Origin of the sequence: Allofournierella sp., assembly GCF_048388525.1 — a bacterium.
Taxonomy (GTDB): Bacteria; Bacillota; Clostridia; order Oscillospirales; family Ruminococcaceae; genus BQOK01.
This window is the reverse complement of the sequence record NZ_DBGCTQ010000068.1, coordinates 1-22254: the sequence shown is the minus strand read 5'-3', so window position 1 is coordinate 22254 and position 22254 is coordinate 1. Positions and strand designations below refer to the sequence as shown.

The following is a 22254-nucleotide window of genomic DNA, read 5'->3' as shown; positions in this document are numbered from 1 at the left end:
TTGGGGAATGGCGGCCGTTCTTCTGTTCCGCTTGCTTGACCGCGCTGAACAGCGGCCGAACGGGCGGAACTTCCTTACGGCTTTTCTTGCCTCATGTATGCCCGGATGAATTTTTCCGAGGGGGAGTAAAGCTTTTGGGGCAAAGCATCCAGCGAAAACCATTCCCAGGCGTCCTGCTTGCCCGGCTCCATCACCCTGGCCTCTCCCGCGTGGGCCCTGGCGATTACCTGGAGGGTTACAAAATGTTTATGGGGCTGGATATCGTCGACCGCGCTGAAGACCTGAAGGTCCCAAATCGTCAGGCCGGTTTCCTCCCGGACCTCCCGGGCCGCCCCTTCAAAAATCGTTTCGTGGTATTCCTGCTTGCCCCCCGGCAGGCACCAGCTGCCCGGTTCGTAAATGCCGCCGGTGTCTGGCCCATTTACAACGCGATGCCCCAAAAGGATCTTGTTTTCTCTTAGGATCATTACCCCAATGCCCACTTTTATAAAAGGCTCCACAAAATCACCTCACACGTTGACCCGGCGTGCCTGCCACAGAAAAACAGGCTGCTTTTCTACAGTCTAATTCCAGCGGATGTAAATGTCAAACCAGATGTTTTGCACAGGGGGCTGTTAAGCAGCCGCTTTTGGCTTTTTGCACCCCTTATGTGACTTTGCCACAGTAAGTTAGCGCAAACCCGCATATAATAAAAACCATTCCCCCTTTTACAGGGGCATCCCAACAAAAAGGAGGCCTGTTTTATGGGCTTTACCGTTGAAACCGGGGTTTCGGCCCTTACTGTTTTTGTGCAGGGGCTGCTGAGCTTTTTTTCCCCGTGTGTGCTGCCGCTGGTGCCGCTGTACCTGGGGTATCTGGCCGGGGGAGCGGCCGCCGGAGATCTGACCGACCGGCAGCGCCGCCGGGTCACAATGCGCAATACAGTATTCTTTGTGATCGGCGTGAGCTTTGCGTTTTTCCTGCTGGGGCTGGGTTTTACCAGCCTGGGGCGCTTTTTGAGCGGCAACCGCGCCATGGTGGCCCGCATTGGGGGCATCCTGATTATGCTGCTGGGCCTGGTGCAGCTGGGCTTTTTGAGCTCGAAATTCATGCAGCGCGAGTGGCGGCTGCCCTTTAACCTGCAAAAATGGGGCATGAACCCGCTCACCGCACTGCTGCTGGGGTTCACCTTCAGCTTTGCCTGGACCCCCTGTGTGGGCCCTGCGCTCACCAGCGTGCTGCTGATGGCGGGCTCGGCCGCCACCCGCGGCATGGGCTTTGTGCTGATCGGGGTGTACACCCTGGGCTTTATTCTGCCCTTTTTGGCGGTAGGCATGTTCACCAGCCAGGTGCTGGGCTTTTTCAAGCGGCACACCAATTGGGTGCGCTGGACCGCCAAGGCCGGGGGCGTGCTGCTGATTGTGATGGGCCTGATGATGTTTACCGGCTGGATGAATGGGTTCACGGGGTATCTGTCCGGTCTTGGGGGCGCGGGGGGCGGCCCTGGCACAAGCCAAAGCGCCCCGGCCCCCACCGAGGCCCCGTCCGCCCCCGGCAGCGAGGTGCAGGGTGAGGCGGACGCTTCTTCCCCGGGCAGCTCTTCGGCAGGCAGCGAGGCGGCCCCGGACAGCAGTTCGGCCGCCGAGCTTCCCCCTGCGCCGGATTTCACCCTGGTGGACCAGAACGGCGAAACCCACACCCTGTCCGACTACCAGGGCAAGGTGGTGTTCCTGAACTTTTGGGCTACCTGGTGCGGCCCCTGCCAGCGCGAGATGCCCGAGATCGAGCAGCTTTACCTGGACAGCGGCGGAAACGCCGAGGATCTGGTGGTGCTGGGCGTGGCAAACCCCAAAAGTGCAGATTACCCCAATGCAGTGGACAACAAAACCGCCGAGGAGATCACCAAATTTTTGGCCGACGGCGGCTACACCTACCCGGTGGTGATGGATGTGACGGGCGATTTGTTCCGCCAGTATGGCATCAGCGCCTACCCCACCACCTTTATGATTGACGCGGAGGGCAGCGTGTTCGGTTACATCCAGGGCAGCCTGACCCGCGATATCATGGACAGCATTGTGGAACAGACAAAAAGCGGCGTGCGCACCCAATAAAAAGTAAAGCGGCGCCCCGGCTGTGGAAGCTTCACAGCCGGGGCGCCGCTTTGTTCAAAAGGCAAAAGCGCGGTCAGATCACATGGTAGCGCTGCATGAGCTCCTCGATGACAGTGCCGTGCATCTTTTTGAGTGCCTTGTTCAGAACAAAGCGCAGCATGAAGGGGAGCTTCATGTCGGTGATTTTTTTGCCGTCGCGCATTTTTACGGTGGCGTCGAGCAGGGCGCGCACATCGTATACGCTGCCCCATACCTCGGGCACGCCGCGGTCCACATCCAAAAGGGTATAGACCGCCTCCATGGCCGTGCGCACGGAATACTCGGTGGTGAACACGGTGTCGCGCACGGTGTCGGCAAACTGGCCCAGGAACGCAAAGTTCACGCAGCCCTCGGGCACCACCTGGGGCCGGTCGCCCTGGGTGCGGGGCATGAAGAACGCGGTGATGTAGGGCATCATGCAGGGGATGCAGTGGGCCGAATTGCGGGCCATGTCCGGGATGTCCTGCACGGGCACGCCCAGGTGGTAGAGCCATTCCTGGGTGATCTCATAACCGGTGCACTGCCGCATGGGCTTTTTTACATAGTCGCCGGGCACATCGGTGAACAGGCCGTACACCCACACCACCAGCTGGTCCTTTGGCTGGTCCTTGAAATGGGGCTGGCGGTTCACGGTCCAGCTCATGAGCCACTTGGAATCGCGGCAGGTGACGATGCCGCCGGTGACCACCTTGCCGCTGAAGGGGTCGCGCTGGCAGATCTTTTGGATGTAGGGCGGAATGCGGCCGTCCAGCGTGGTGACGGTGGCCGACTCCCAGTTGGTGGCGGGCAGATCGGTGCAGAATTTGTCCGGGCGGCCAAAGGCCGGGTCCTGCTTTGCGATGTTGCGCCACAGCTGCCAGCAGCCGCCCTGGCCGGGCTGGGTGTTCAGCACAGGGGCGTGGTCGTCGTCGCCAAGGCTGGAGTTTTCGGTGCAGCTGCCGTTGGTCACGAACACCAGGTCGTTTTCGGTGAGGGGCAGGGTGCGGGCCTGGCCGTTTTGTTCCAGCACCAGCTGGGAGGCCACCTTTTTGCCGCCGCGCTTTTGGAACAGCACGTTGGTCACCCGGGTGTTGTACACAAAATCGACCCCGTGCTTTTCCAGGTAGTCCACCATGGGCAGGATCAGGGATTCATATTGGTTGTACTTGGTGAATTTGAGGGCCGACAGATCGGGCAGGCCGCCGATGTGGTGGATGAACCGCTGCACATACAGCTTCATTTCCAGCGCGCTGTGCCAGTCCTCAAAGGCGAACATGCTGCGCCAGTACAGCCAGAAGTTGGACTTGAAGAATTCCTCGCCCAGCACGTCGCTGATCTTTTTGTCGTAGAGGTCCTCGTCCCTGGTGAAGAACAGCTGCATCAGCTCCATACAGGCCTTGTCGCTCATGGCAAACTTTTTGTCGGTGTGGGCGTCCTGGCCGCGGCGCTCGGTGACCCGCATGAGCGAATAGTTGGGGTCGGCCTTGTTCAGCCAGTAGTATTCGTCCAGCACGCTCACGTCCGGGGTTTCGAGGGAGGGGATGGAGCGGAACAGATCCCACAGGCACTCAAAATGATTTTCCATTTCGCGGCCGCCCCGGATGATGAACCCCTTGGTGGGATCGCAGATGCCGTCGCAGGCGCCGCCAGGCAGGGGCAGCTCTTCCAGGATGTGGATGCGCTCGCCCTTCATCTGGCCGTCGCGCACCAAAAAGCAGGCGGCCGCCAGGCTGGCCAGGCCAGCGCCCACCAGCCAGGCCGATTTTTCATCCACGCCCGCAGGCTTTAAGGGGCGGGCGAATGCTTCGTAGTTGCCGTTGCTGTAATACATACTTGTTACCTCCCATGCGATCTGCGGGGCCCTTTTGTGCCCCGTGGTTTCCTGATGGCCCTATGATAGCCCCCGGCGGGGCACGCCGCAATGAACAAGGGCGGGCGCCTGTCGTGTTTTGCTACGCACAGCGCCGGCTGTAGCATTTTTTGACAGAACGCGCAGGCTGTAAAAAACGGAGGAGGGGATTGACAAATAGGACTGTCCTATTGTATAATTAGGTCAGTCCTATTTCCGCAGGGAGGTGATTTACTGGAAACGGGCAAAAAAAGAGGCCCCAAGACGGATAATCCCAAACCGTATAAAATAGGTGTAAAGATCGATGCAAGGTCGAAAAAAATACTTGATGCCTATTGTGAACAAGAAACGGTATCTGCTGCCGAAGCAGTAAGACGAGGGATATCCCGACTGGAACCCGACCTCAAAAAATGAAAGGAAGCGGCGTCCTCCCAACAAGAAAACACGCCGCTTCCCCAGCCCGCACATGCCCGAAGGCAGATGCAGCGTAAATATTATATCATGCGCCGCAGACCCTTTCAAGCAATGTGGGACGATCGACTGAAAGGAAGCGTGTTTATGATTATCCGGCAGCTAAAGGAAACGCAGTTTGAGCATCTCTACAACGCTTTGATCATGAAAGCCCACGCCGAGCCGTTGGATGCGAGCTATACTGTAAACATGACCATCAACGGCGCGGAATATGCTGTTAAGGTGCAACCGGAGCAGCACAACAAGATGGCGGTGCTGCAGGCCCTGCGCATTTTCCGCGAGGAATACGGGCCCAACTTTGAGCTCATCACCAATGGAACCGTGTTATCCGCCCTTTTGGAAATCCTGATTTACCAAGGGGGGCGTTAACAGGCACTGCCCTTAACGCTCTGCAAATCACTGCAAAGTGCGGCGGGGCTGCCGTAAAAGGCAGGAACGCCCAAAAAGAAAAACAAGGTCGGGCTGCATCCCTTTGAGAAGTCAGCCCGACCTTGTTTATATGGAATCAATTTGCAGGGGGAAAGGCCGCAGTGGAAAACAAAGGCCTGGAGGATAAGGAAAACCGGCAGCTACGTTTCGGGAAAGGGCGAAACGGCGTTTTATTTGACCCGGAAGGTCCTGGGGGCAAACCGGTAAACGAGCGCCAGCGCGCCGGCGATGTAAACGACAGTGAAGCCCAGCACCGCCAGGGTAAAGGCAAGGCCCCCCACCTTGATCTGCAGGCAGAAAAAGCACAGCGTATACATGAAGACGTTTACCACCGAGTAAAAGGGGTTTTTGACCTTCAGGCTCTCCGAATAGGGCTGGAAGATATAGTAAAGGCACAGATGGTGCGCGGTGAACAGCACCGATAACAAAAGGATCGCCGCACAGAAGAGCGCAAAGTCGGCGGTGAGCAGCGGGGTGCCGCACAAAAGGCAAAAGCCCGCCGCCGCAAGGCACACGGCCCCCGCGATGGCAAGATCGTACAGGGCGACGCGGACAAGGCGGATGCGAAAATTTTCAAGGATCGTTTGGGGCTGGCGGTAATAAGCATAGCGCAGCATATCCTTGTCGCAGTTGTAGAACATGGCCCGGCCGGCTTTGTCGGCCACGGTCATGAAATACATCACATAGATGAACAGCGGCAGCTGTGCGGCCAGATTTTGGCTCAGCTGTACCGCCGTTTCGCGGCTGGCGAGGGCAAACGCCGTGCCCGCGGCAAACAGGGCTCCCGCCGCCGCGAGCCGATAGTATACCGGCTTTATCAGCTGCCGCCGGTGCCGGGCAAAGAACAGGGCGTTCAGATAGGAATACCCCCGCAGGGCTTTGAGCTTTTTTTCTTGGGCGCGGGGCACCGCGGCGTCCTTTTCCCGCATTTCCACTTCTTTCACAGCGGTGGCGGAGGACGAGGATTTCAACATGGTGGCGAGCAGGAAGTTGAGGTCGATGGAGCGGTGGAATTTGCTCTCGTAGCCCCGGTAACCCAGGGCGATGTACCACAGCGCCGCCCCGCCCAGCAGGGCGTAAGGCACCGCGCAGGCGGGGTGCAGCAGAACCGCCCCCAGCTGCCAGCCCCCGCCCAGGGCAAGGGGCAGGTATGCCCCCCCGAGCCCCACCGCGATCATGGCCCAGCTGTACGCCATATTGCGCGAGATCACCCTGCCTGTGCGGTCGAACAGCAGCAGCTGGAACCCTTCACCCAGCATGCGGAAGGCCAGCAGCATAAGCCACACCAAAGCGCCCTGCAAAAGCGTGCCGCCCAGCAGGCGGGCCGCCGCCAGCAGCCAGGGCAGGTAATAGATAAAAAAGGGCAGGTATTTAAAGGCCAGGTATCCCTGCACATAGCGGCGCGCATTCAGGCGCATGTGCTTGACGCACACGATCTTGTCGCGGGTGACGGTGAAGATCTGGCTGTCGCCAAAGGCGCCCAACACACAGTTCAGAAAAAACAGGATCTGCGCCATGGCGGCGACCCCCTGCCCCTCGGGCACCCGGCCCTGCCCGAGAGCGGACAGCAGCGGCAGCCCGGCAAAGACCAACAGATAAAGCGGCTTTGTGCAAAAGCCGGCGATCTGCTGAAGGATCACCGCCGCCGCCGCGAGACCCTTTTTGAGGCCATAGCGCGAGTAGATGTTTTCCGGCATCAGGCGGCCCAGGAGCCAGAGCCGTTTGAAGTAGTAGCAAAAGGCGTTTACCCCCAGGGCGGCCTTCATGCCGGCGATCTGTTTCAGGGTGTCAATCATGGTGTTCCTCGTCTTTCAGCATCTCGATGATCTCGGCCTCAAAATCCTTGCTCTTCAGGGTCTGGCTGTCCACCTGCCGCAGGCGCCCCTCGCTCAGCACCGCGATCTCATCACACAGGTCGGTGGCAAGCTGCAAAATATGGGTGGAAAAAATGATCACATGGTCCTGCCGCAGCTCCCGCAGCAGCTGTTTGATCTCCAGGGCCACCACCACGTCGAACGAGGTCAGGGGTTCGTCCAGCAGGATCACCGGCGGCCGGGCGATGATGAACATGAGCATCTGCACCTTGTTTTTCATCCCGTGGGAATAGCCTTTGATCAGCCGGTGGCGGTCCTGGGCGTCGATGTTTACCAGATCAAAGTAATCGTCGATGGTCTTGTTGGGGGCGAGCCCGGTTTTGTTCACATCCATGTAAAAACGCAAAAATTCATAGCCGGTTAAAAAGTCCGGCAGCACCGGGGTGGAAAACACATACCCCACCTGCTCAGGCCGCAGAGGACGCTCGCCGCCCTCGTCCAGGATCACCGCGCCGCCGCCGTCCGGCGTCACCTCGTCGGTCAGGCAGTTGAACAGGGTCGTTTTGCCCGCGCCGTTGCGGCCCAGCAGGCCGTAGATCTTGCCCTTTTCAAAGGTGAAGGTGCAGTCTTTCAGCACCTGTTTGGAGCCATAGGCCTTTTGGATCCCGTTCAATTGCAGTTTCATAACAGTCCTCCTTGCCGGGCGCGGGGCGCCCATCAGCACAAAAAGGCACGGCCCCCACCCTTGAAAAGCGTGCAGGCTGTGCCTTTTTGTTCGGTCGTATCAACATTTTACAGGGGGCAGCGTCGCCGGCGGCGTTGTCCATAAAAGGAAGCTCTCCTTTGCGGTGTTGGGTTTGCTGCCCATTATATCCGTTTTTTTTGCTCAAGGCAAGAGCCGCGGCGCGATTTTACAAAGTTTTTACCCGGGCCGGCACCGGCGCGCCCGGCTTTCTGTGCAAGGGCGCAAAACGCGGCAATAACGGCACGCCGGGCCCGTGCGGCGGATCTGCACCGGGCAATTTGCGCCAAAATCGCCCCGCATCGGTTTTTTTGCGGCTTGCGCCGGACCGGGGTGGCCTGCTACAATTTCAGTAATTTACACAACCCTACAAGGAGGGCCCCATGCAGGACGACGCCGCCGGCGACGCTGCCCCTTATCACGGCATCCGGATATCATAAAAGCATTGCTGCGCTCTTTTTATGCGGGAGCGGCGGCAGTGCTTTTTGTTTTTTCAGCCAGGTGTTTTGGTTGGCCCGTGGGGGCGGGAAACACGGCCGCCTGGAGAAGGTCTTTATAAAAACGCATCTGAAAACGGCCCCAGGCCGGCGCCCACAGCGCCGTTTTAAATACAGCTTTATGAAAGAAAGGAACCACGCCGCCATGCAAAGCGAAATGATCCCGCTGCTCATCATTGTTTTTTGTATCATTATGTCCGCCTATTTTTCGGCCACCGAGACCGCGTTCTCCTCGCTCAGCCGCATTAAAATCAAAAATATGGCCGATAAGGGCGATCAGCGGGCCGGCCTGGTGCTGCGCCTGTCTGAAAATTATGACGCTCTGCTCTCCACCATCCTGATCGGCAACAACATTGTGAACATTGCCTCGGCCTCGCTGGCAACCGTGCTGTTCGTGCGGTTTCTGGGCGAGGAAAACGGCCCGGGCGTTTCGACCCTTGTTACCACTGTGGTGGTGCTGATCTTTGGCGAGGTTTCGCCCAAAAGCATCGCCAAGGAATCGCCAGAGCGGTTTGCCATGTTCTCGGCCCCTTTGCTGAGGATCTTCGTTTTCTGCCTTACGCCGGTAAACTTTTTGTTCAAGCAGTGGAAGAAGCTGCTCTCGGCGGTTTTCAAGCCCGCCGAGGGCGGCGGCGTAACCGAGGAGGAGCTGCTCACCTTTGTGGATGAGGTACAGCAGGGCGGCGGCATCAACGAGCAGGAGGGCGCGCTCATCCGCAGCGCCATCGAGTTTTCCGAGCGCAGGGCCGACGAGATCATGACCCCGCGCCCGGATGTGGTGGGCATTCCGGCCGCCGCCACAAAACAGGAGATCGCAGCTATTTTTGCCGAGTCCGGCTTTTCCAGGCTGCCGGTCTACAGCGGCAGCCTGGACCATATCAGCGGCGTGATCTGCCAGAAGGACTTCCACCACACAGTGTACCGCACCGACGCCGCGGTGGCCAGTATCGTGCGGCCGGTGCTGTTCTGCCCGGAGAATCAAAAGATCGGCCGCCTGCTCAAAAACCTGCAAAAGGGCAAGCTGCACATCGCCGTGGTGGTGGATGAATTCGGTGGTACCTGCGGCATCGTGACGCTGGAGGACGTGCTGGAGGAGCTGGTGGGTGAAATATGGGACGAACACGACGAGGTGGTGCAGCAGATCGCCCCGACCGGCGCGGGCGAGTATACCGTGCTGGGCAGCGCGCATGTGGCCGAGCTGTTTGGGCTGCTGGGCAGGGAACAGCAGTTCAACATGGTCACCGTGAGCGGCTGGATCGTGGAAACGCTGGGCAGCCTGCCCGAGCAGGGCGATACCTTTGAGGCGCAGGGGCTGCGGGTCACGGTGCTTTCCACCCTGGGCCGCCGGGTGGACAAGGCCCGGGTGGAGGTGCTGGAAGAGCCAAAGACCGAGCAATAAAAGCGGCGCGCCCCCTTTTTGGGGGCGCGCCGCTGCGGCACAGAGAGGCTGCCCGTTCACACCTCGGGCAGGTTGGGGCGGTCCTGATCGCCGTCGGCCCGGAACATCACGAACTGTTCGGGGGCGCTGGTGAAATAGTAATAATCCGTGTTCTCGTAAAGGGGCGGGGCGAGGTAATTGGGCAGTATGTCGGCGCTGCCCTCGGCCCGCTCACAGAAGCCTGCGGCCTGCAGCACTGCGGCGGGCAGCCCCGCGCAGTAAAGCTCGGCATATTCGGCGCCGCTGGCCAGGAGCAGCCGGTCGATGGCCTTTCCCAGGCGCGGCAGAACTTCGTCGCGACCGATGTAATCGGCAATGCGCAGCACCTTGCCGCGGCCGCTGTCCACCACGCGGCACACAAGATAGGCCAGCAGGGCGCCGCTGTGCCGGGCTGCGTATACCTGGTAAGCAAGGTGGGGGAATGCAAAATACCGCCGGGCCAGATACCACACGTCCTTTTTGGGGGTGTGGGGCGTTTCGGGCAGGCCCAGGGCGGCCAGCGCGCTGGGGCCGGGCACCGGTTCGAGGGAAAGGTCGCCGCCCACCGGCAGGATCGCCGGGGCCTGCACCTGGGCCAGCTGATACCGGGGCAGGGGGACCAGGCGGTAGAAGTGGCCCATGCGGCCGGCATGCCAGCCCAAAAAGCGGTAAAGGGCCATGGTTTTGGGGCGGATGTTGTTGCAGGCCAGAACGCCCGCGCCCGCCAGGCGGGGCAGCGCGTCCATCAGGGCAAGCCCCGCGCCGTTCGCCCCCTTTTTTGCCACCCACACCGACGCCCAGAGATCCGGCCGGGGGCCCTGCGAGGCGCGGATGTAGCCCACAACCGCCAGCCATTCGCCGCCCTGCTCGGCCAGGGCGAACTGCAGCCCCTGGCCGCTGCGGTAATAAAAATCGAAAAACTCGGGCCGGTTGACCACGGGCAGCTTCCAGTCAAAGTGCAGGTTTATAAATTCCACCACCCGGCCGGCCTCTTCGGGCTTTGCCAGCCGGAACGAGGGCCCGCCGCTCACAGGGCGCTGCCCCCGGTGATGGGCAGGGTGACGCCGGTGATAAAGCCCGCTTCCCCGCCCAGCAAAAACGCCATGGCGGGCACCACGTCGGCCGGGCGGGCGTTGCGGCCCATGGGGTTTGCCTCGGCGGAGGCCTGCACGATCAGGTCGCTGGTATCGGCCAGAAACTTTGTTTCCATCATGCTGGGGGCCACGCAGTTCACGGTCACACCGAAGGGCGCATAGTCTGCCGCGAGGCTTTTGGCCAGGCCCGAAAGCGCGCTTTTTGCCATGATGTAGGCGGCGGTGTTTTTGGGGGGAAGCCCCAGCAGGTAGCTGGTGAGCATAAACAGCACCCGGCCCTTTTTGGCCTTTGCCATGGCGGGCAAAAACGCCTTGCACAGCGCCACAGCGCTGCGCACCTGCACGCTGAGATCCAGCTCGAAGCGGGCTTCGTCGAAATTTTTGAACTTGGCGTTCACCACCCGCAGCGCCGGCAGATGCACAAAATGGGTGGGGGCGGGGCAGGTGGCCTTTACATCACAGATAAAGGCTTCCAGCGCCTTTTCGCTGGTGAGGTCCACGTCGTAGGTGCGCACGGCGCCCGGGTGGGCTTTGCACACCGCCGCAAGGCCGGAAAGATCGCCCGCACCCTGCGCGATAAAAAGGTCCCCCTCGGCATACAGCCGTTCGATCAGCGCGCAGCCCACATCGCTGGAAGCGCCGGTGATGAGATAAACGTTGCCCATGTGAAAAACTCCTTTATTTTGCCACGCCGGCCCTGATGAGCCCGCGGGTCACTTTTTTGCCGTCCTGGTTGGTGATGACCGCCTTGATGGTAACTTCGCCGAAGGTCTCGTTCACTTCCTCCACGCGGCCGGCCACGGTGAGGACATCGCCGATGAAGATGGGCTTTGCAAACTTGGCCTCCACACTGTGCAGAAGGCAGTGCTCGCCCGGCAGCCAGACCCCCGCCAGGGTGGAAAAAAAGCTCGCCCCCAGCATGCCGTACACCACCCGGCCGGGGTAGCCCCGCCCGGCGGCGTATTCCCCGCTCATGTGGATGGGGCTGCAATCGCCGGTGAGGGCGCAGAAGGCGTCCATCATGGCGGCGGTTACGGTTACGGTGAACTGTTCGGTCATGCCGGGCTCAAGCTCGGCCAGGGTATAATGGTTCATTCGGAGCCTCCTTGTGTGCGGCAGAAAAAGCGGGGCCGGGCCTTTGGCCCAGCCCCGCGCGGTCGCTTTGGTTCAGGCGCTCAGCCGCTCGATCAGATCCAGCAGGTCGCCCACGTTCTTGAGATCCCGCACATCGTCCAGCCGGAACTTCAGGCCGAACTTCTTTTCCATGGCGGTGAGCAGGTTGATCTGCTCGAGGCTGTCCCAGTCCTCGATGTCGTCGGCGCAGGTCTCGCGGGTGATCACCAGCTCCTCGTCATCGAAATTATCGCGGAAAATATCCTGCACCGCTTCAAAAATGCCTTGTTTGTCCATCTCAAAAGCTCCTTATACCTGTTCGATTTCCATCACGCCGCACTGGGGCTGGTACCCTGCAAGGTCTGTGAACTCAAACACGGCGTTCCCAGCCTCGTCCCCGGCGGTTTTTACAAAGCCGATTGTAGCATAAAAATCCTTTACAAGCAAGTTTTTGGCGGTGGGATAATAGTGCCCCACGATCTTTTTGACCCCGGCGGCCCGGGCGGCGGCCACCAGCTGGTCGAACATGGCGTGTTCCAGCCGGCGCTTGAAGGTGCGGCAGCTCATGACCCACAGCTCGATGTCCAGCGTTTCGCCCTGGACCCGGCCGATCAGCGCGGTGACCAGGCCGTTGTCGCCGAACTTGTCCACCAGGCGGCCGTACAGGGTGATGGCCTGCGGGCTGCCGATCAGCGCCCCGATCTCGGCGGCGGTGTAGCGCCGGGTGGTCAGGTTGAACTGGTTGGTCTTGTTCACCAGCTGGGTGATGCGCTCGGCGTGGGCCGCATCGAACGCGCCGATCTCGCAGCGCATTTCAAGGCTCTTCAAATAGTCGTTGTAATTGCCGAAGCTCTGTTCCAGCTGAGCGCGGCGGGCGTTCTGCTTGTACATATCGGCCCGGTTGCGGTCGTCGGCTGAGAGGGTGGTGACCTCGAAATAACCGGCCCGGTCCACGGCCGCGATGTAGCCCTCGGGCGCAGCCAGCTCGGGCACGGTGACGGCGGGCAGCTCCCGCCGCACGATCTCCCGCTCGGCGGGGTTATCGTCCACAAACACAAAGCTTTCGGGCAGCAGGTTGATCTCGGCAGCCATGGCGGCCAGGTTCAGGTGCTTTGGCTCCCAATTGGCCTTGAAGCTCACAAAGTCGGCCGGTGTGAGCACGCTGTCCGGCCGGTCAAAGCCGGTTTTGGCAACGGCTTCCTCGTTTTTGCTGCACACGTTCAGCAAAACGCCCAGCCTGGAGAGCTCCTTTAAGTAGCTTTGGAACTCGGTGTAGGCCATGCCGGCGGGGCTTTCGCTGCCCAGCACGATGCCCTCGGGGCCGTCGTCGCCGATCACGCCGCCCCACAGGGTGTTGTCCAGATCCAGCGCCAGGGCCTTTTTGTTGCGGCCCAAAAGGCTTTTTACGATGTTCGCCACGCTTTGGGCAAGGTAGGGCACGCATTCCAGGCTCACCGCATATTTGTAGGCATACCAGGCGGTGGGGTCGCTGAAGCGCTCCATGCCGTGCTGCGCCTGCAGGTAGCACAGATCGTTCAGATAGAGGTTCGGGGTGGCCTGGGCCAGGGCGGCCAGCTTTTCGTTCAGCCGGCGCACAAACCGCACCCGGCCCCCGGCAAAGCTGGCGTCCGCGTTGCCCATGGCCCGCCACAGGGGCAGATCGAAGTTGTTCAGAATGACCGGGCAGCCAAACCCCAAGGCCGCCTTTGCGGCCTGTTCAAACCGGCCGAACTCGGCTTTCAGCTTTTCCTGCGCCTGCGCTTCGCCGTCGGTGGGTTCGGGCCAGAGCTTCAGGTTGCGCTGGCTGGTGTGGATATAAATGACATCCGGCCCAAAGGCGGCCAGGGAACCGTCGTCGAACACCAGGTTTTCGTAAAACAGGGCGTAACCGCCCTCGTAAAATTCCGGCTGGATGCCGTTTGCCAGCAAAAACAGCTCCAGCATGTTTTTTACTTCGCCAATGGTGCTGCCGCTCATAATGGCCACTTTTTTGTGGATCAGGCCGGGCTTTTGCAATAATTCGCGCCGGATGCGGCGTTTTTTTTGCAGCAGCCCGGCGGCGTCGAAGGGGTGGGTCAAAAGTTCCACGCGATTCGCCTCCGTTTATATTCAAATTACGACCTAAATTTTACCACAGCCGGGCGGCAAACACAAGCAATGCAAAGGCTGACCCGCAAACAGCAGGCGCGCCTCAGGCGCCGAAATCTTCCAGCAGGCGGTCGAGCTGTTCCTCGCTTTGGATGGGAATGCCGGCCACCAGGCTTTCCACGTCCTGCCGGGGCAGCAGGTGGGTGTATATCTCATAAATTTCCAGCGGCTGCGTTTCGCCCGGGCGGTAGAGCGCCAGGCGGCCGCCGTGGTCCTTGAGCAGATATTGCGCGGCGCTGGAGGCCGCCCCCGGCGCGGAATCGGGCCTTGCCAGCCAGAACAGGCTGAACGCAAGGCTGACCGCGCACAGCAGTGCCAACACATAAAACCAGGGCTTTGCCAATTTATGTCACCTCTTTTCAAGGGCAGTATGGCCCTTTCGGGGCGCGGCAAAACATTTTTAAAAGTCTTTTCACTGTACTTGCGGGCCATACTTGTGGTATAATACCATAATAGCAAAATTAAGCCCTTTTCGTTCCCGAGGGAACGTTGTACATTTTTTCCGCGTAAGGAGGCGGTCCCCATCGAAAACAACGAACACCGCAGCATTCGCCGGCCGGATGGCACTGGCACTTCTTCCCAAAACGGCGGCCAGGGCCGAAAGCTGAACCGCGCCGGGGCCCAGGGCCAGCCGGCCCAGGGCCCTTCCCGCAGCCAGGGCGCTTCGCGCGGGCCGGCGAAGCCGGCGCCCGGCACGGCGGGCACGCGCCGCCCGGCCAGCGGGCCCGCGCGCATTTCGTCGTCGCCGCGGCGCGGGGCGCAAAGCGCCCAAGCCCAGGGAGGCCACGGCGCGCCGCCGCCCCAGGGGGGGCGCGGGCACAAAAAGCAGGGCAGGGGCATGCGCATTTTCAAGGGCTTTATGAAGTTTGTGGGCGTGTGCATCTGCCTGGGCATTATGGCGGGCAGCGTGCTGGCCGTGGTGCTGAGCATGTACGTGGTCAAGATCACCGCCGGCGACGCCGACCTGCTGGATCTGACAAACCTCAAGCTGGCCCAGACCACCAAGATCATGTGCCCCGACCCGGACACCGGGGAGTGGATCGAGTACGCCTCGCTGCACTCGGAGAATAACCGGGAGTGGGTGGACCTGCAGGAGATCGAGGCGAACCCCTACCTGAAGTGGGCGTTCATCTGCGTGGAGGACAAGGACTTTTATACCCACAGCGGCGTGAACTTCAAGCGGACCATCGGCGCCTTCATCAACGAGTATGTGCTGCCCATCTATTCCAGCCGGCAGGGCGCATCGACGCTGGACCAGCAGCTCATCAAAAACATCACCGACGACGACGAGCAGAGCGCCGAGCGCAAGGTGCGAGAGATCTTCCGCGCGCTGGGGCTGGACAACCGCTATGAAAAGGACACGATCCTGGAAGCCTACCTGAACACCATCAGCCTCACCAACACCGTGGCGGGCGTGCAGGCCGGCGCCACCGTTTATTTTAATGTGGATGAATTGGCGAACCTGTCGGCCGCGCAGTGCGCCAGCATTGCGGCCATTACCAAAAACCCCACCGCCTATAACCCCTACACCAACCCCGAACAGCACCTGCAGCGGCGCAACTGGATTTTGAAGCTGATGCACGACCAGGGCAAGCTGCCGGACGCAGAGTACGAGGCGGCCCGCACCGCACCGCTGGTGCTGGCCGAAGAGGCGGAAAAGGAAGTGATTACCCACACCAGCAACAACTCTTACTTCACCGACGCCGTGTTCGAGGCGGTGACCCAGCAGCTCATGGCGGACCGCGGCCTGACCCAAAAGGAGGCCCACAGCCTGATCTACAACGGCGGCCTGCGCATTTACGCCACCGTGAACCCCTTCATCCAGCAGGAGATGGAAAAGATCATGCTGAACGCGGACGACGCGATCCCCGCGCTGTGGCGTGAAGAGAAGGTGGCCGCCAAGACCAGCACCGGCGAGGACGTGGATCCCACCACCATTGAGAATATTGTTACCAACGAGGACGGCAGCTATAAGACCGGCACCGACACCGACGGCAGCCCTGTGTATTACCGCAGGGTCCGCACCCAGGCCGCCATGCTCACCATGGACTACGAGGGCAACGTGCTGGCGCTGGTGGGGGGCCTTGGCCAAAAGAACGAGGACCTGGGGCTGAACCGCGCCATTCTGGACGACCATCCCCGGCAGACCGGCTCCACCATGAAGCCCATCGCGGCCTATGCGCTGGGCATTGATTCCGGCCTGATCAACTACTCCCAGGGCTTTCCGGATTACGGCATCGGCATGATGCTGCAAAGCGAGCTGAACAGCCGGTATCCCGCCCTTGCCGGCCAGCTGCTGGACTTTGACGACCCCGAGGTGCTGGCGCACCCCGAGCTGTTCAACCAGTGGCCCCGCAACTACGAGGGCTTTGGCGACGGAAGCACCGTGACCGTACGCCTTGCACTCGCCAAATCCCGGAACACGGTCGCCGTGCGGGTGGGCCAGCTGGTGGGCGTGGACTATATGTACAGCTTTGCAAAAGACACGGTGGGCCTTTCGCACCTGCTTGCCACCGACGCCAACTACGCCCCCATCGTGCTGGGCGCACAGGGCGGCGGCGTGACCCTGATGGAGCTCACCGGGGCCTACCAGATGTTCGGCAACGGCGGCGAATACGTGACCCCGCACCTGTATACCCGGGTGGAGTACGCCACCACCGGCGAGGTGCTGATCGACAACGACATCAACATCACCCACACCCAGGCGATCCAGTCCAGCACGGCCATGATCATGAACAAGCTGCTGCAGAACGTGCTGGGAGGGGACGGCACGGCCGGTACCTCCATCAAGCCCGCGGGCGATATGGAGGCGGCGGCCAAAACCGGCACCACCACCGACAATAAGGACTATACCTTTGTGGGCATGACCCCCTATTATGTGACCGGGGTGTGGTGGGGGTTTGACCAGCCCTACGACATGACCAAGGCCGGCGCGGCGGGCAAAAACGCAAAGCCCATCCAAAAGGCGTGGAAACAGTTCATGGACACCATTCAGACCGGCCTTGAGTTCAAGGCGTTCCCCTCCAGCGACGATGTGGTTACCGCCACCTATTGCGACGACAGCGGCGACCTGGCCGGGCCGAACTGCCCCAGCAGACGCACGGGCTATTACACGCAGGACAATATGCCCGAATACTGCACCCTGCACCCCTGAGCACAAATTGTTTGTGTTGTTCCTAAGCGGGCTGCTGTTTGCGCATTGCAAACAGCAGCCCGCTTTTGTGCACTGTGCGCATACAAAAGGGGCTGAGAGAAAAGTTTGTGCCTGTTTTGCCAAAATTCGCGCAGGCGGGGGCTGCGGCCTTGCGCTGCGCTGTGTCAAAGTGGTATAGTTATAGCATTGTATGGAAGGTGTACACAACTGTAGCTGTGAGGTGAACGATTCATGGAACGACGTTTTTTGCTTGTGGACGCCGGCGTGCTGCCGGATGTGTTTTTAAAAGTGCTGAAGGCGAAGGAGCTGCTGGCCAGCGGCGAGGCGCGCAATATCTCCGCGGCCACAAGGCAGGCGGAGCTTTCGCGCAGCGCGTTTTATAAATACAAAGACTGCATTTTCGACGCCCGCAACAGCCGCCAGGTCATCACGGTCATGGCCACCCTGCTGGATGAAACCGGCGCGCTGCAGGCGCTGCTGGCGGGCATCAGCGCGGCGGGGGGCAGCGTGGTGACCATAAACCAGGCCACCCCGGAAAGCGGCGCGGCCCGGGTGGCCGTGAGCGTGCGTACCGACACCATGCAGTTGACGGTGGAGGAAATGCTGGAAAAACTGCGCCGCCAGCGCACGGTGGTGGAGGTGCGGCAGGGCGTATAAGGCCCGGGCTGCCGGGGCGCGCATGCAGGCGCGCCCGCGCAGAACATAACAGGAAAGGGGCCATGGCAAAATGGCAAAGATCGCAATTCTGGGCTTTGGTACGGTGGGCAGCGGCGTTTTGGAGGTGCTGCGCCGCAACGCGGCGGGCATTGCGCGCCGGGCCGGGGAGCCGGTGGAGGTAAAATATATTTTGGAGGTGCGCGATTTTTCCGCGCACCCCGATGCGGCGCTGTTTGTGAACAACATGGATGTGATTCTGGCCGACCCGGAAATACGGGTGGTGGTAGAGACCATCGGCGGCACCCGCTTTGCCTACCCGTATGTGCGCCGGGCGCTGGAGAGCGGGCGCAGCGTGGTGACCAGCAACAAAGAGATGGTGGCCACCTATGGCGCCCAGCTGCTGGCCCTGGCAAAGCAGAAGGGCGCGGCCTTTTTGTTTGAGGCGAGCGTGGGGGGCGGCACGCCGGTGATCACCCCGCTGCACCAATGCCTTGCGGCAAACCAGATCAGCCAGATCCAGGGCATTGTGAACGGAACCACCAACTTTATGCTCACCAAAATGGCCCGCGAGAACATGGGCTTTGACCAGGCCCTTAAAATCGCCCAGGACCTGGGCTACGCCGAAACAAAAGACCCCTCGGACGACGTGGACGGCGCCGACGCCTGCCGCAAGATCGCCATTCTGGCAAGCCTTGCCTTTGGGCGGCACGTTTACCCGGCCAACATTCCCACCCAGGGCATCCGCCCCATCACAGTGGCGGACATTGCCGCCGCGGCCGGCATGGACTGCGCCATCAAGCTGATCGCCTGGGCCCGGCGGGATGAGGGCGGCCAGGTGGCCGCCGGGGTGGAGCCGATGCTGGTGCCCCGCCAAAACCAGCTTGCGGGCGTGGACGACGTGTTCAACGCGGTGCTCATGAAGGGCGACATGCTGGGCGACGTGGTGTTTTACGGCAAGGGCGCGGGCCGGCTGCCCACCGCCAGCGCGGTGGCGGCGGATGTGATCGACGCCTTGAAAAACGGGGCGAAGGTGCACGACAGCCTGTTCTGGCAGCCCTCGGAACCCTTTGACGGCTTTCTGACCGACGCGACCCCGGCCACATATTATGTGCGCACAAAGAATATACCTGCTACTGTACTGCCTGCGCTTTACGGCGAGGGGGAGCTTGTGCTGGACAAGGGAGCCGAGGCGGCGTATCTGGTGACCTATATCGGCCCGCAGGGCCTGTTTGAGGCGCGCCGCAAGGCCGAGGCGCTGGGCGGCAGCGTGGAGCTGACCCTGCGCCAGCTCAGCGAATAAGAGCGGGGGAGGGAAATAAGCGCGATGATCAAAGTTACCGTGCCGGCCACCAGCGCCAATGTGGGCGCCGGGTTCGACGCCCTGGGCCTTGCCCTTTCGCTGCACAACACCGTGACCCTGGAGGAGAGCGGCCGGATCGACATCCAGTCGAGTGACGGCTCGCTGATCCCCACCGGCACCTCGAACCTTGTTTACCGCTCGGCAAGGGCCGTGTTCGACCAGCTGGGCCAGCCGCTGCCGGGCATCTGCATCCGGCAGGAAAACCCCATTCCCATGGCGCGGGGGCTGGGCTCCAGCTCGGCCTGCATCGTGGCGGGGATTCTGGGCGCGAACGCCCTGCTGGGCTCGCCCCTGACCCCGCGGCAGATGCTCACCCTTGCCACCAGCATTGAGGGCCACCCCGACAACGTGGCCCCGGCCATGCTGGGGGGCTTTGTGACCAGCGTGTATGACGAGGGGCAGGTGTACAGTGCCCGCAAGGCCATTAACGAGGAGCTGGCCTTTGCCGCGTTTATTCCGAATTTCAAGCTTCTCACCGAAAAGGCCCGCGCGGCGCTGCCAAAAACGGTGGAGCGGACGGACGCGGTGTATAACCTGTCCCGCGCGGCGCTGGCCACCGCCGCTTTCTGCGACGGCGATTATGAGCTGCTGAAGGTGGCCACCAAGGACGCGCTGCACCAGCAGTACCGCCTGCCGCTGATCCCCGGGGGCGAGCGGGTGTTTGAGCTGGCGTGGGACCTGGGGGCCTATGCGGTGTACATTTCGGGCGCGGGGCCCACCATTATGGCGGTGGTGCACCGCGAGAACAGCGACTTTTTTGCCCGCGCCGAGGAGGCGCTGATGCAGCAGCCCGAAACGATGGCGTTTTCTTTGCGGCGCATGGTTGCGGACAACCGGGGCGCTGTGGTAGAATAAAGCGGTACGCGGCGCGCGGTGTGCCGCGCGCATCCGAACAGAGAGGGAGTTGAGGAATTTGGCGTTGATCGTGCAAAAGTTCGGCGGCAGCTCGGTTGCCGACCGTGACCATGTGTTCAACGTGGCCCGCATTGTGGCCGACACCCGCCACGCAGGCAACGAGGTGGTGGTGGTGGTATCGGCACAGGGCGACACCACCGACGATCTGATCCAAAAGGCGGCCGAGATCACCGACACGCCGTCGTTGCGCGAAATGGATATGCTGCTGGCCTCGGGCGAGCAGATCTCGGTGTCGCTGCTGGCCATGGCCCTGAGCAAGCTGGGGGTGCAGGCGGTGAGCCTGACCGGCTGGCAGGCGGGCTTTATGACCGATCGCGCCTATTCCAAGGCGCGCATCCGCCGCATCGACACCGAGCGGGTGGAGAGCGAGCTGGCCCGCAACCGGGTGGTGGTGGTGGCGGGCTTCCAGGGGCTGAACCGCATGGAGGACATTACCACCCTGGGCCGCGGCGGCTCGGACACCAGCGCCGTGGCGCTGGCCGCCGCACTGCACGCCGACCGCTGCCAGATCTACACCGACGTGGAGGGGGTTTACACCGCCGACCCGCGCAAGGTGCCCAACGCCAAAAAGCTGAGCGAGATCACCTTTGACGAAATGCTGGAGCTGGCGAGCCTGGGCGCCCAGGTGCTGAACAACCGCAGCGTGGAGCTGGCCAAAAAATACGGCGTGGAGCTGGAAGTGCTCTCCAGCCTGAACCCCGTGCCGGGCACGGTAGTTAAGGAGGTTACTGAGGATATGGAAGGTATGCTGATCAAGGGCGTTGCCAAGGACACCAACGTGGCCGTTATCTCCATTCTGGAGGTGCCGGATGTGCCGGGCATGTCCTTTAAGGTGTTCGGCGCACTGGCGCAGAAAAACGTGAACGTGGACATTATTCTGCAATCCACCGGGCGGGGCGAAAACAAGGACCTGATCTTTACTGTGCCCCTGGCCGACGCCGAGACAGCGGTGGAGGTGCTGAAGGAGAACCAGCCCCGCTTTGGCGGCAGGGAGATCCTGGTGGAAAAGAACTTTGCCAAGGTGAGCGTGGTGGGCGCTGGCATGCAGTCGAACCCCGGCGTTGCCAGCCGCATGTTCGAGGCCCTGTTCGAGGCCAACGTGAACATCCACATGATCTCGACCAGCGAAATAAAGATCAGCGTGATCATCGACGAGGCCGACGCCGACAAGGCCGTGGTGGCCATTCACGACGCGTTCATCCGCTGAACTTGTTTTTGAATAGAGAAAGCCGCGCTCCGGAATATTCCGGGGCGCGGCTTTTAATATGCAGGGCCTTCTGCCAGAAATTTATCCTTTGCATAGTTCAAAGCGAGACCCAGCAATTCGTTGCGGCTATGGCCGGTCTGCTGGGCCAGCCTGTCGTAAAAATCCAGAATCGAGCGGTCGATTCGGACCGTAAACATCACAGCTTCCGTCTTTTTAAAGACTTTCAGTTCATCCATCTTTCCTGTTGTCCCCACTCTTTTGTTGTTTCCAGAAAAGTATACTCCATAAGGCGTAAGGCGAAAAGCTGTAAAATGTGTTGCCCAACTTCTTGCACATGTCTATAGAGGGGGATCCTTACCGGCCGGTTTTTGCGCCGCAGGCCGGGCTTTCGAGGCACAGCAGGCGGTTTTTGCGGAGCCTGTAATACACAAGGCCCACGGCGTCGGCCAGGGCCCAGCCGATGGGCACCGACCACCAGATGCCCACGACACCCACGCCCGGCAGGGAGGAGAGCAGGTAGGCCAGCGCCACCCGGGTGCCCAGCGAGACCACGGTGAGCACCACCGACATGCCGGGGCGCGCCAGCGCACGGTAAAACCCATAGAGCAGCGACAGGCAGCCGATGCCGCAGTAAAACGCGCCCTCGATACGCAGGTAGCGCACCCCCTCGGCCAGGATGGCCGTTTGCTGCCCGCCCACGAACAGCAGCATCAGGGGGCGGGCGAACACCCACACCGCCGCCGATACGACGAGGCAGAAGCAAAGCGCCGCCCACACCGCGCACCGCAGCCCCTGGCGGATGCGCGCGGTTTTTTGCGCGCCGAAGTTCTGCGCGATAAAGGTGGAAAAGGCGTTGCCGAAATCCTGCACCGGCATATAAGCGAAGGAGTCGATCTTGACCGCCGCGGCAAAGGCGGCCATCACGGTGGTGCCGAAGCTGTTCACAAGGCCCTGCACCAGCAGAATGCCCAGGTTCATCACGGATTGCTGCAGGCAGGTCAAAAAGGAAAAACCCGCGATCTCCTTTACACAGGCCCAGCGCAGCCGCCGCAGGCGCAGGCCGGCCCGCAGCGCCGGGCACCGCAGCCAGGCGTAGGCCGCAATGCCAAGGCCCGAAACATATTGGGCGATCACGGTGGCCCAGGCCGCGCCCGCCACGCCCCGGTGGAGGCCCAGCACAAACCAAAGATCCAGCGCGATGTTGAGCAGGGCAGAGACGGCCAGGAACACCAGAGGCGCGGCCGAGTTGCCCAGCGCCCGCAGCAGCGAGGCAAAATAG

20 protein-coding genes are annotated in these 22254 nt (G+C 61.3%); 8 read left to right on the top strand and 12 right to left on the bottom strand.

Annotation, left to right across the window (positions count from 1 at the left end; translation table 11 throughout):
- Positions 1-74: 74 nt before the first annotated feature.
- Positions 75-482: a nucleotide triphosphate diphosphatase NUDT15 gene (locus ACMLHZ_RS08840; RefSeq protein WP_418667411.1), complete on the bottom strand. Its 408-nt coding sequence runs from the start codon at positions 480-482 to the stop codon at positions 75-77.
- Positions 483-743: 261 nt separating this feature from the next.
- On the opposite strand from ACMLHZ_RS08840, the gene ACMLHZ_RS08835 reads away from it, so the two are divergent.
- Positions 744-2090 carry a cytochrome c biogenesis protein CcdA gene (locus ACMLHZ_RS08835; RefSeq protein WP_418667378.1) on the top strand — a complete coding sequence of 449 codons (1347 nt, stop codon included), beginning with the start codon at positions 744-746 and terminating at the stop codon, positions 2088-2090.
- Positions 2091-2163: 73 nt separating this feature from the next.
- Here ACMLHZ_RS08835 and ACMLHZ_RS08830 read toward each other — a convergent pair whose 3' ends face one another.
- The gene (locus ACMLHZ_RS08830; RefSeq protein ID WP_418667377.1) at positions 2164-3939 is read right to left on the bottom strand and encodes an oleate hydratase; all 1776 of its coding nucleotides are present in this window, start codon (positions 3937-3939) and stop codon (positions 2164-2166) included.
- Positions 3940-4515: 576 nt separating this feature from the next.
- On the opposite strand from ACMLHZ_RS08830, the gene ACMLHZ_RS08825 reads away from it, so the two are divergent.
- Complete coding sequence (locus ACMLHZ_RS08825) at positions 4516-4797, top strand: hypothetical protein (RefSeq protein ID WP_418667376.1); 282 nt, start codon at positions 4516-4518, stop codon at positions 4795-4797.
- Positions 4798-5027: 230 nt separating this feature from the next.
- On the opposite strand, the gene ACMLHZ_RS08820 is transcribed toward ACMLHZ_RS08825, so the two are convergent.
- Together ACMLHZ_RS08820 and ACMLHZ_RS08815 are read right to left on the bottom strand one after the other, a co-directional pair.
- A complete protein-coding gene (locus ACMLHZ_RS08820; protein WP_418667375.1) occupies positions 5028-6653 on the bottom strand; it encodes a hypothetical protein in 1626 nt (541 codons plus the stop codon).
- A complete protein-coding gene (locus ACMLHZ_RS08815) occupies positions 6646-7356 on the bottom strand; it encodes an ATP-binding cassette domain-containing protein (RefSeq protein ID WP_418667374.1) in 711 nt (236 codons plus the stop codon). Before ACMLHZ_RS08815 ends, ACMLHZ_RS08820 begins: the two co-directional genes overlap by 8 nt.
- A gap of 699 nt (positions 7357-8055) precedes the next feature.
- On the opposite strand from ACMLHZ_RS08815, the gene ACMLHZ_RS08810 reads away from it, so the two are divergent.
- Complete coding sequence (locus ACMLHZ_RS08810) at positions 8056-9309, top strand: HlyC/CorC family transporter (RefSeq protein WP_418667373.1); 1254 nt, start codon at positions 8056-8058, stop codon at positions 9307-9309.
- Between the two features lie 56 nt (positions 9310-9365).
- Here the strand turns inward: ACMLHZ_RS08810 and ACMLHZ_RS08805 are convergent, their stop codons facing one another.
- The 6 genes from ACMLHZ_RS08805 to ACMLHZ_RS08780 form a co-directional block, all read right to left on the bottom strand.
- Positions 9366-10358: a hypothetical protein gene (locus tag ACMLHZ_RS08805; RefSeq protein ID WP_418667372.1), complete on the bottom strand. Its 993-nt coding sequence runs from the start codon at positions 10356-10358 to the stop codon at positions 9366-9368.
- Positions 10355-11086, bottom strand: a complete 732-nt coding sequence (locus ACMLHZ_RS08800; RefSeq protein ID WP_418667371.1) for an SDR family NAD(P)-dependent oxidoreductase — start codon at positions 11084-11086, stop codon at positions 10355-10357. Before ACMLHZ_RS08800 ends, ACMLHZ_RS08805 begins: the two co-directional genes overlap by 4 nt.
- A 13-nt stretch (positions 11087-11099) precedes the next feature.
- The gene (locus ACMLHZ_RS08795; RefSeq protein WP_418667370.1) at positions 11100-11516 is read right to left on the bottom strand and encodes a MaoC family dehydratase; all 417 of its coding nucleotides are present in this window, start codon (positions 11514-11516) and stop codon (positions 11100-11102) included.
- 72 nt (positions 11517-11588) lie between these two features.
- Positions 11589-11831, bottom strand: coding sequence for an acyl carrier protein (locus ACMLHZ_RS08790; protein WP_418667369.1), 243 nt, complete (start codon positions 11829-11831; stop codon positions 11589-11591).
- A gap of 12 nt (positions 11832-11843) precedes the next feature.
- Entirely contained in the window at positions 11844-13622 is a 1779-nt protein-coding gene (locus ACMLHZ_RS08785) for an HAD-IIIC family phosphatase (RefSeq protein WP_418667368.1), read from the bottom strand.
- A gap of 103 nt (positions 13623-13725) precedes the next feature.
- Positions 13726-14025 (bottom strand): hypothetical protein, encoded by a 300-nt coding sequence (locus tag ACMLHZ_RS08780; RefSeq protein ID WP_418667367.1) that lies wholly within the window; start codon positions 14023-14025, stop codon positions 13726-13728.
- 495 nt (positions 14026-14520) lie between these two features.
- On the opposite strand from ACMLHZ_RS08780, the gene ACMLHZ_RS08775 reads away from it, so the two are divergent.
- The 5 genes from ACMLHZ_RS08775 to ACMLHZ_RS08755 all read left to right on the top strand — a co-directional run bounded on the left by ACMLHZ_RS08775 (position 14521) and on the right by ACMLHZ_RS08755 (position 20975).
- Positions 14521-16836, top strand: coding sequence for a transglycosylase domain-containing protein (locus ACMLHZ_RS08775; protein WP_418667366.1), 2316 nt, complete (start codon positions 14521-14523; stop codon positions 16834-16836).
- Between the two features lie 231 nt (positions 16837-17067).
- On the top strand, positions 17068-17493 hold the full coding sequence (locus ACMLHZ_RS08770; RefSeq protein ID WP_177565451.1) for an ACT domain-containing protein: 426 nt from the start codon (positions 17068-17070) through the stop codon (positions 17491-17493).
- A 70-nt stretch (positions 17494-17563) separates the two neighbouring features.
- On the top strand, positions 17564-18793 hold the full coding sequence (locus ACMLHZ_RS08765; protein ID WP_418667365.1) for a homoserine dehydrogenase: 1230 nt from the start codon (positions 17564-17566) through the stop codon (positions 18791-18793).
- 24 nt (positions 18794-18817) lie between these two features.
- The gene (gene thrB, locus ACMLHZ_RS08760; RefSeq protein WP_418667364.1) at positions 18818-19708 is read left to right on the top strand and encodes a homoserine kinase; all 891 of its coding nucleotides are present in this window, start codon (positions 18818-18820) and stop codon (positions 19706-19708) included.
- Between the two features lie 58 nt (positions 19709-19766).
- Positions 19767-20975 (top strand): aspartate kinase, encoded by a 1209-nt coding sequence (locus tag ACMLHZ_RS08755; RefSeq protein WP_418667363.1) that lies wholly within the window; start codon positions 19767-19769, stop codon positions 20973-20975.
- 53 nt (positions 20976-21028) lie between these two features.
- On the opposite strand, the gene ACMLHZ_RS08750 is transcribed toward ACMLHZ_RS08755, so the two are convergent.
- A complete protein-coding gene (locus ACMLHZ_RS08750) occupies positions 21029-21211 on the bottom strand; it encodes a CopG family transcriptional regulator (RefSeq protein ID WP_418667362.1) in 183 nt (60 codons plus the stop codon).
- A gap of 118 nt (positions 21212-21329) precedes the next feature.
- Positions 21330-22254, bottom strand: a 925-nt coding sequence (locus ACMLHZ_RS08745; RefSeq protein ID WP_418667361.1) for an MATE family efflux transporter, incomplete at its 5' end; no start/stop codon positions are given.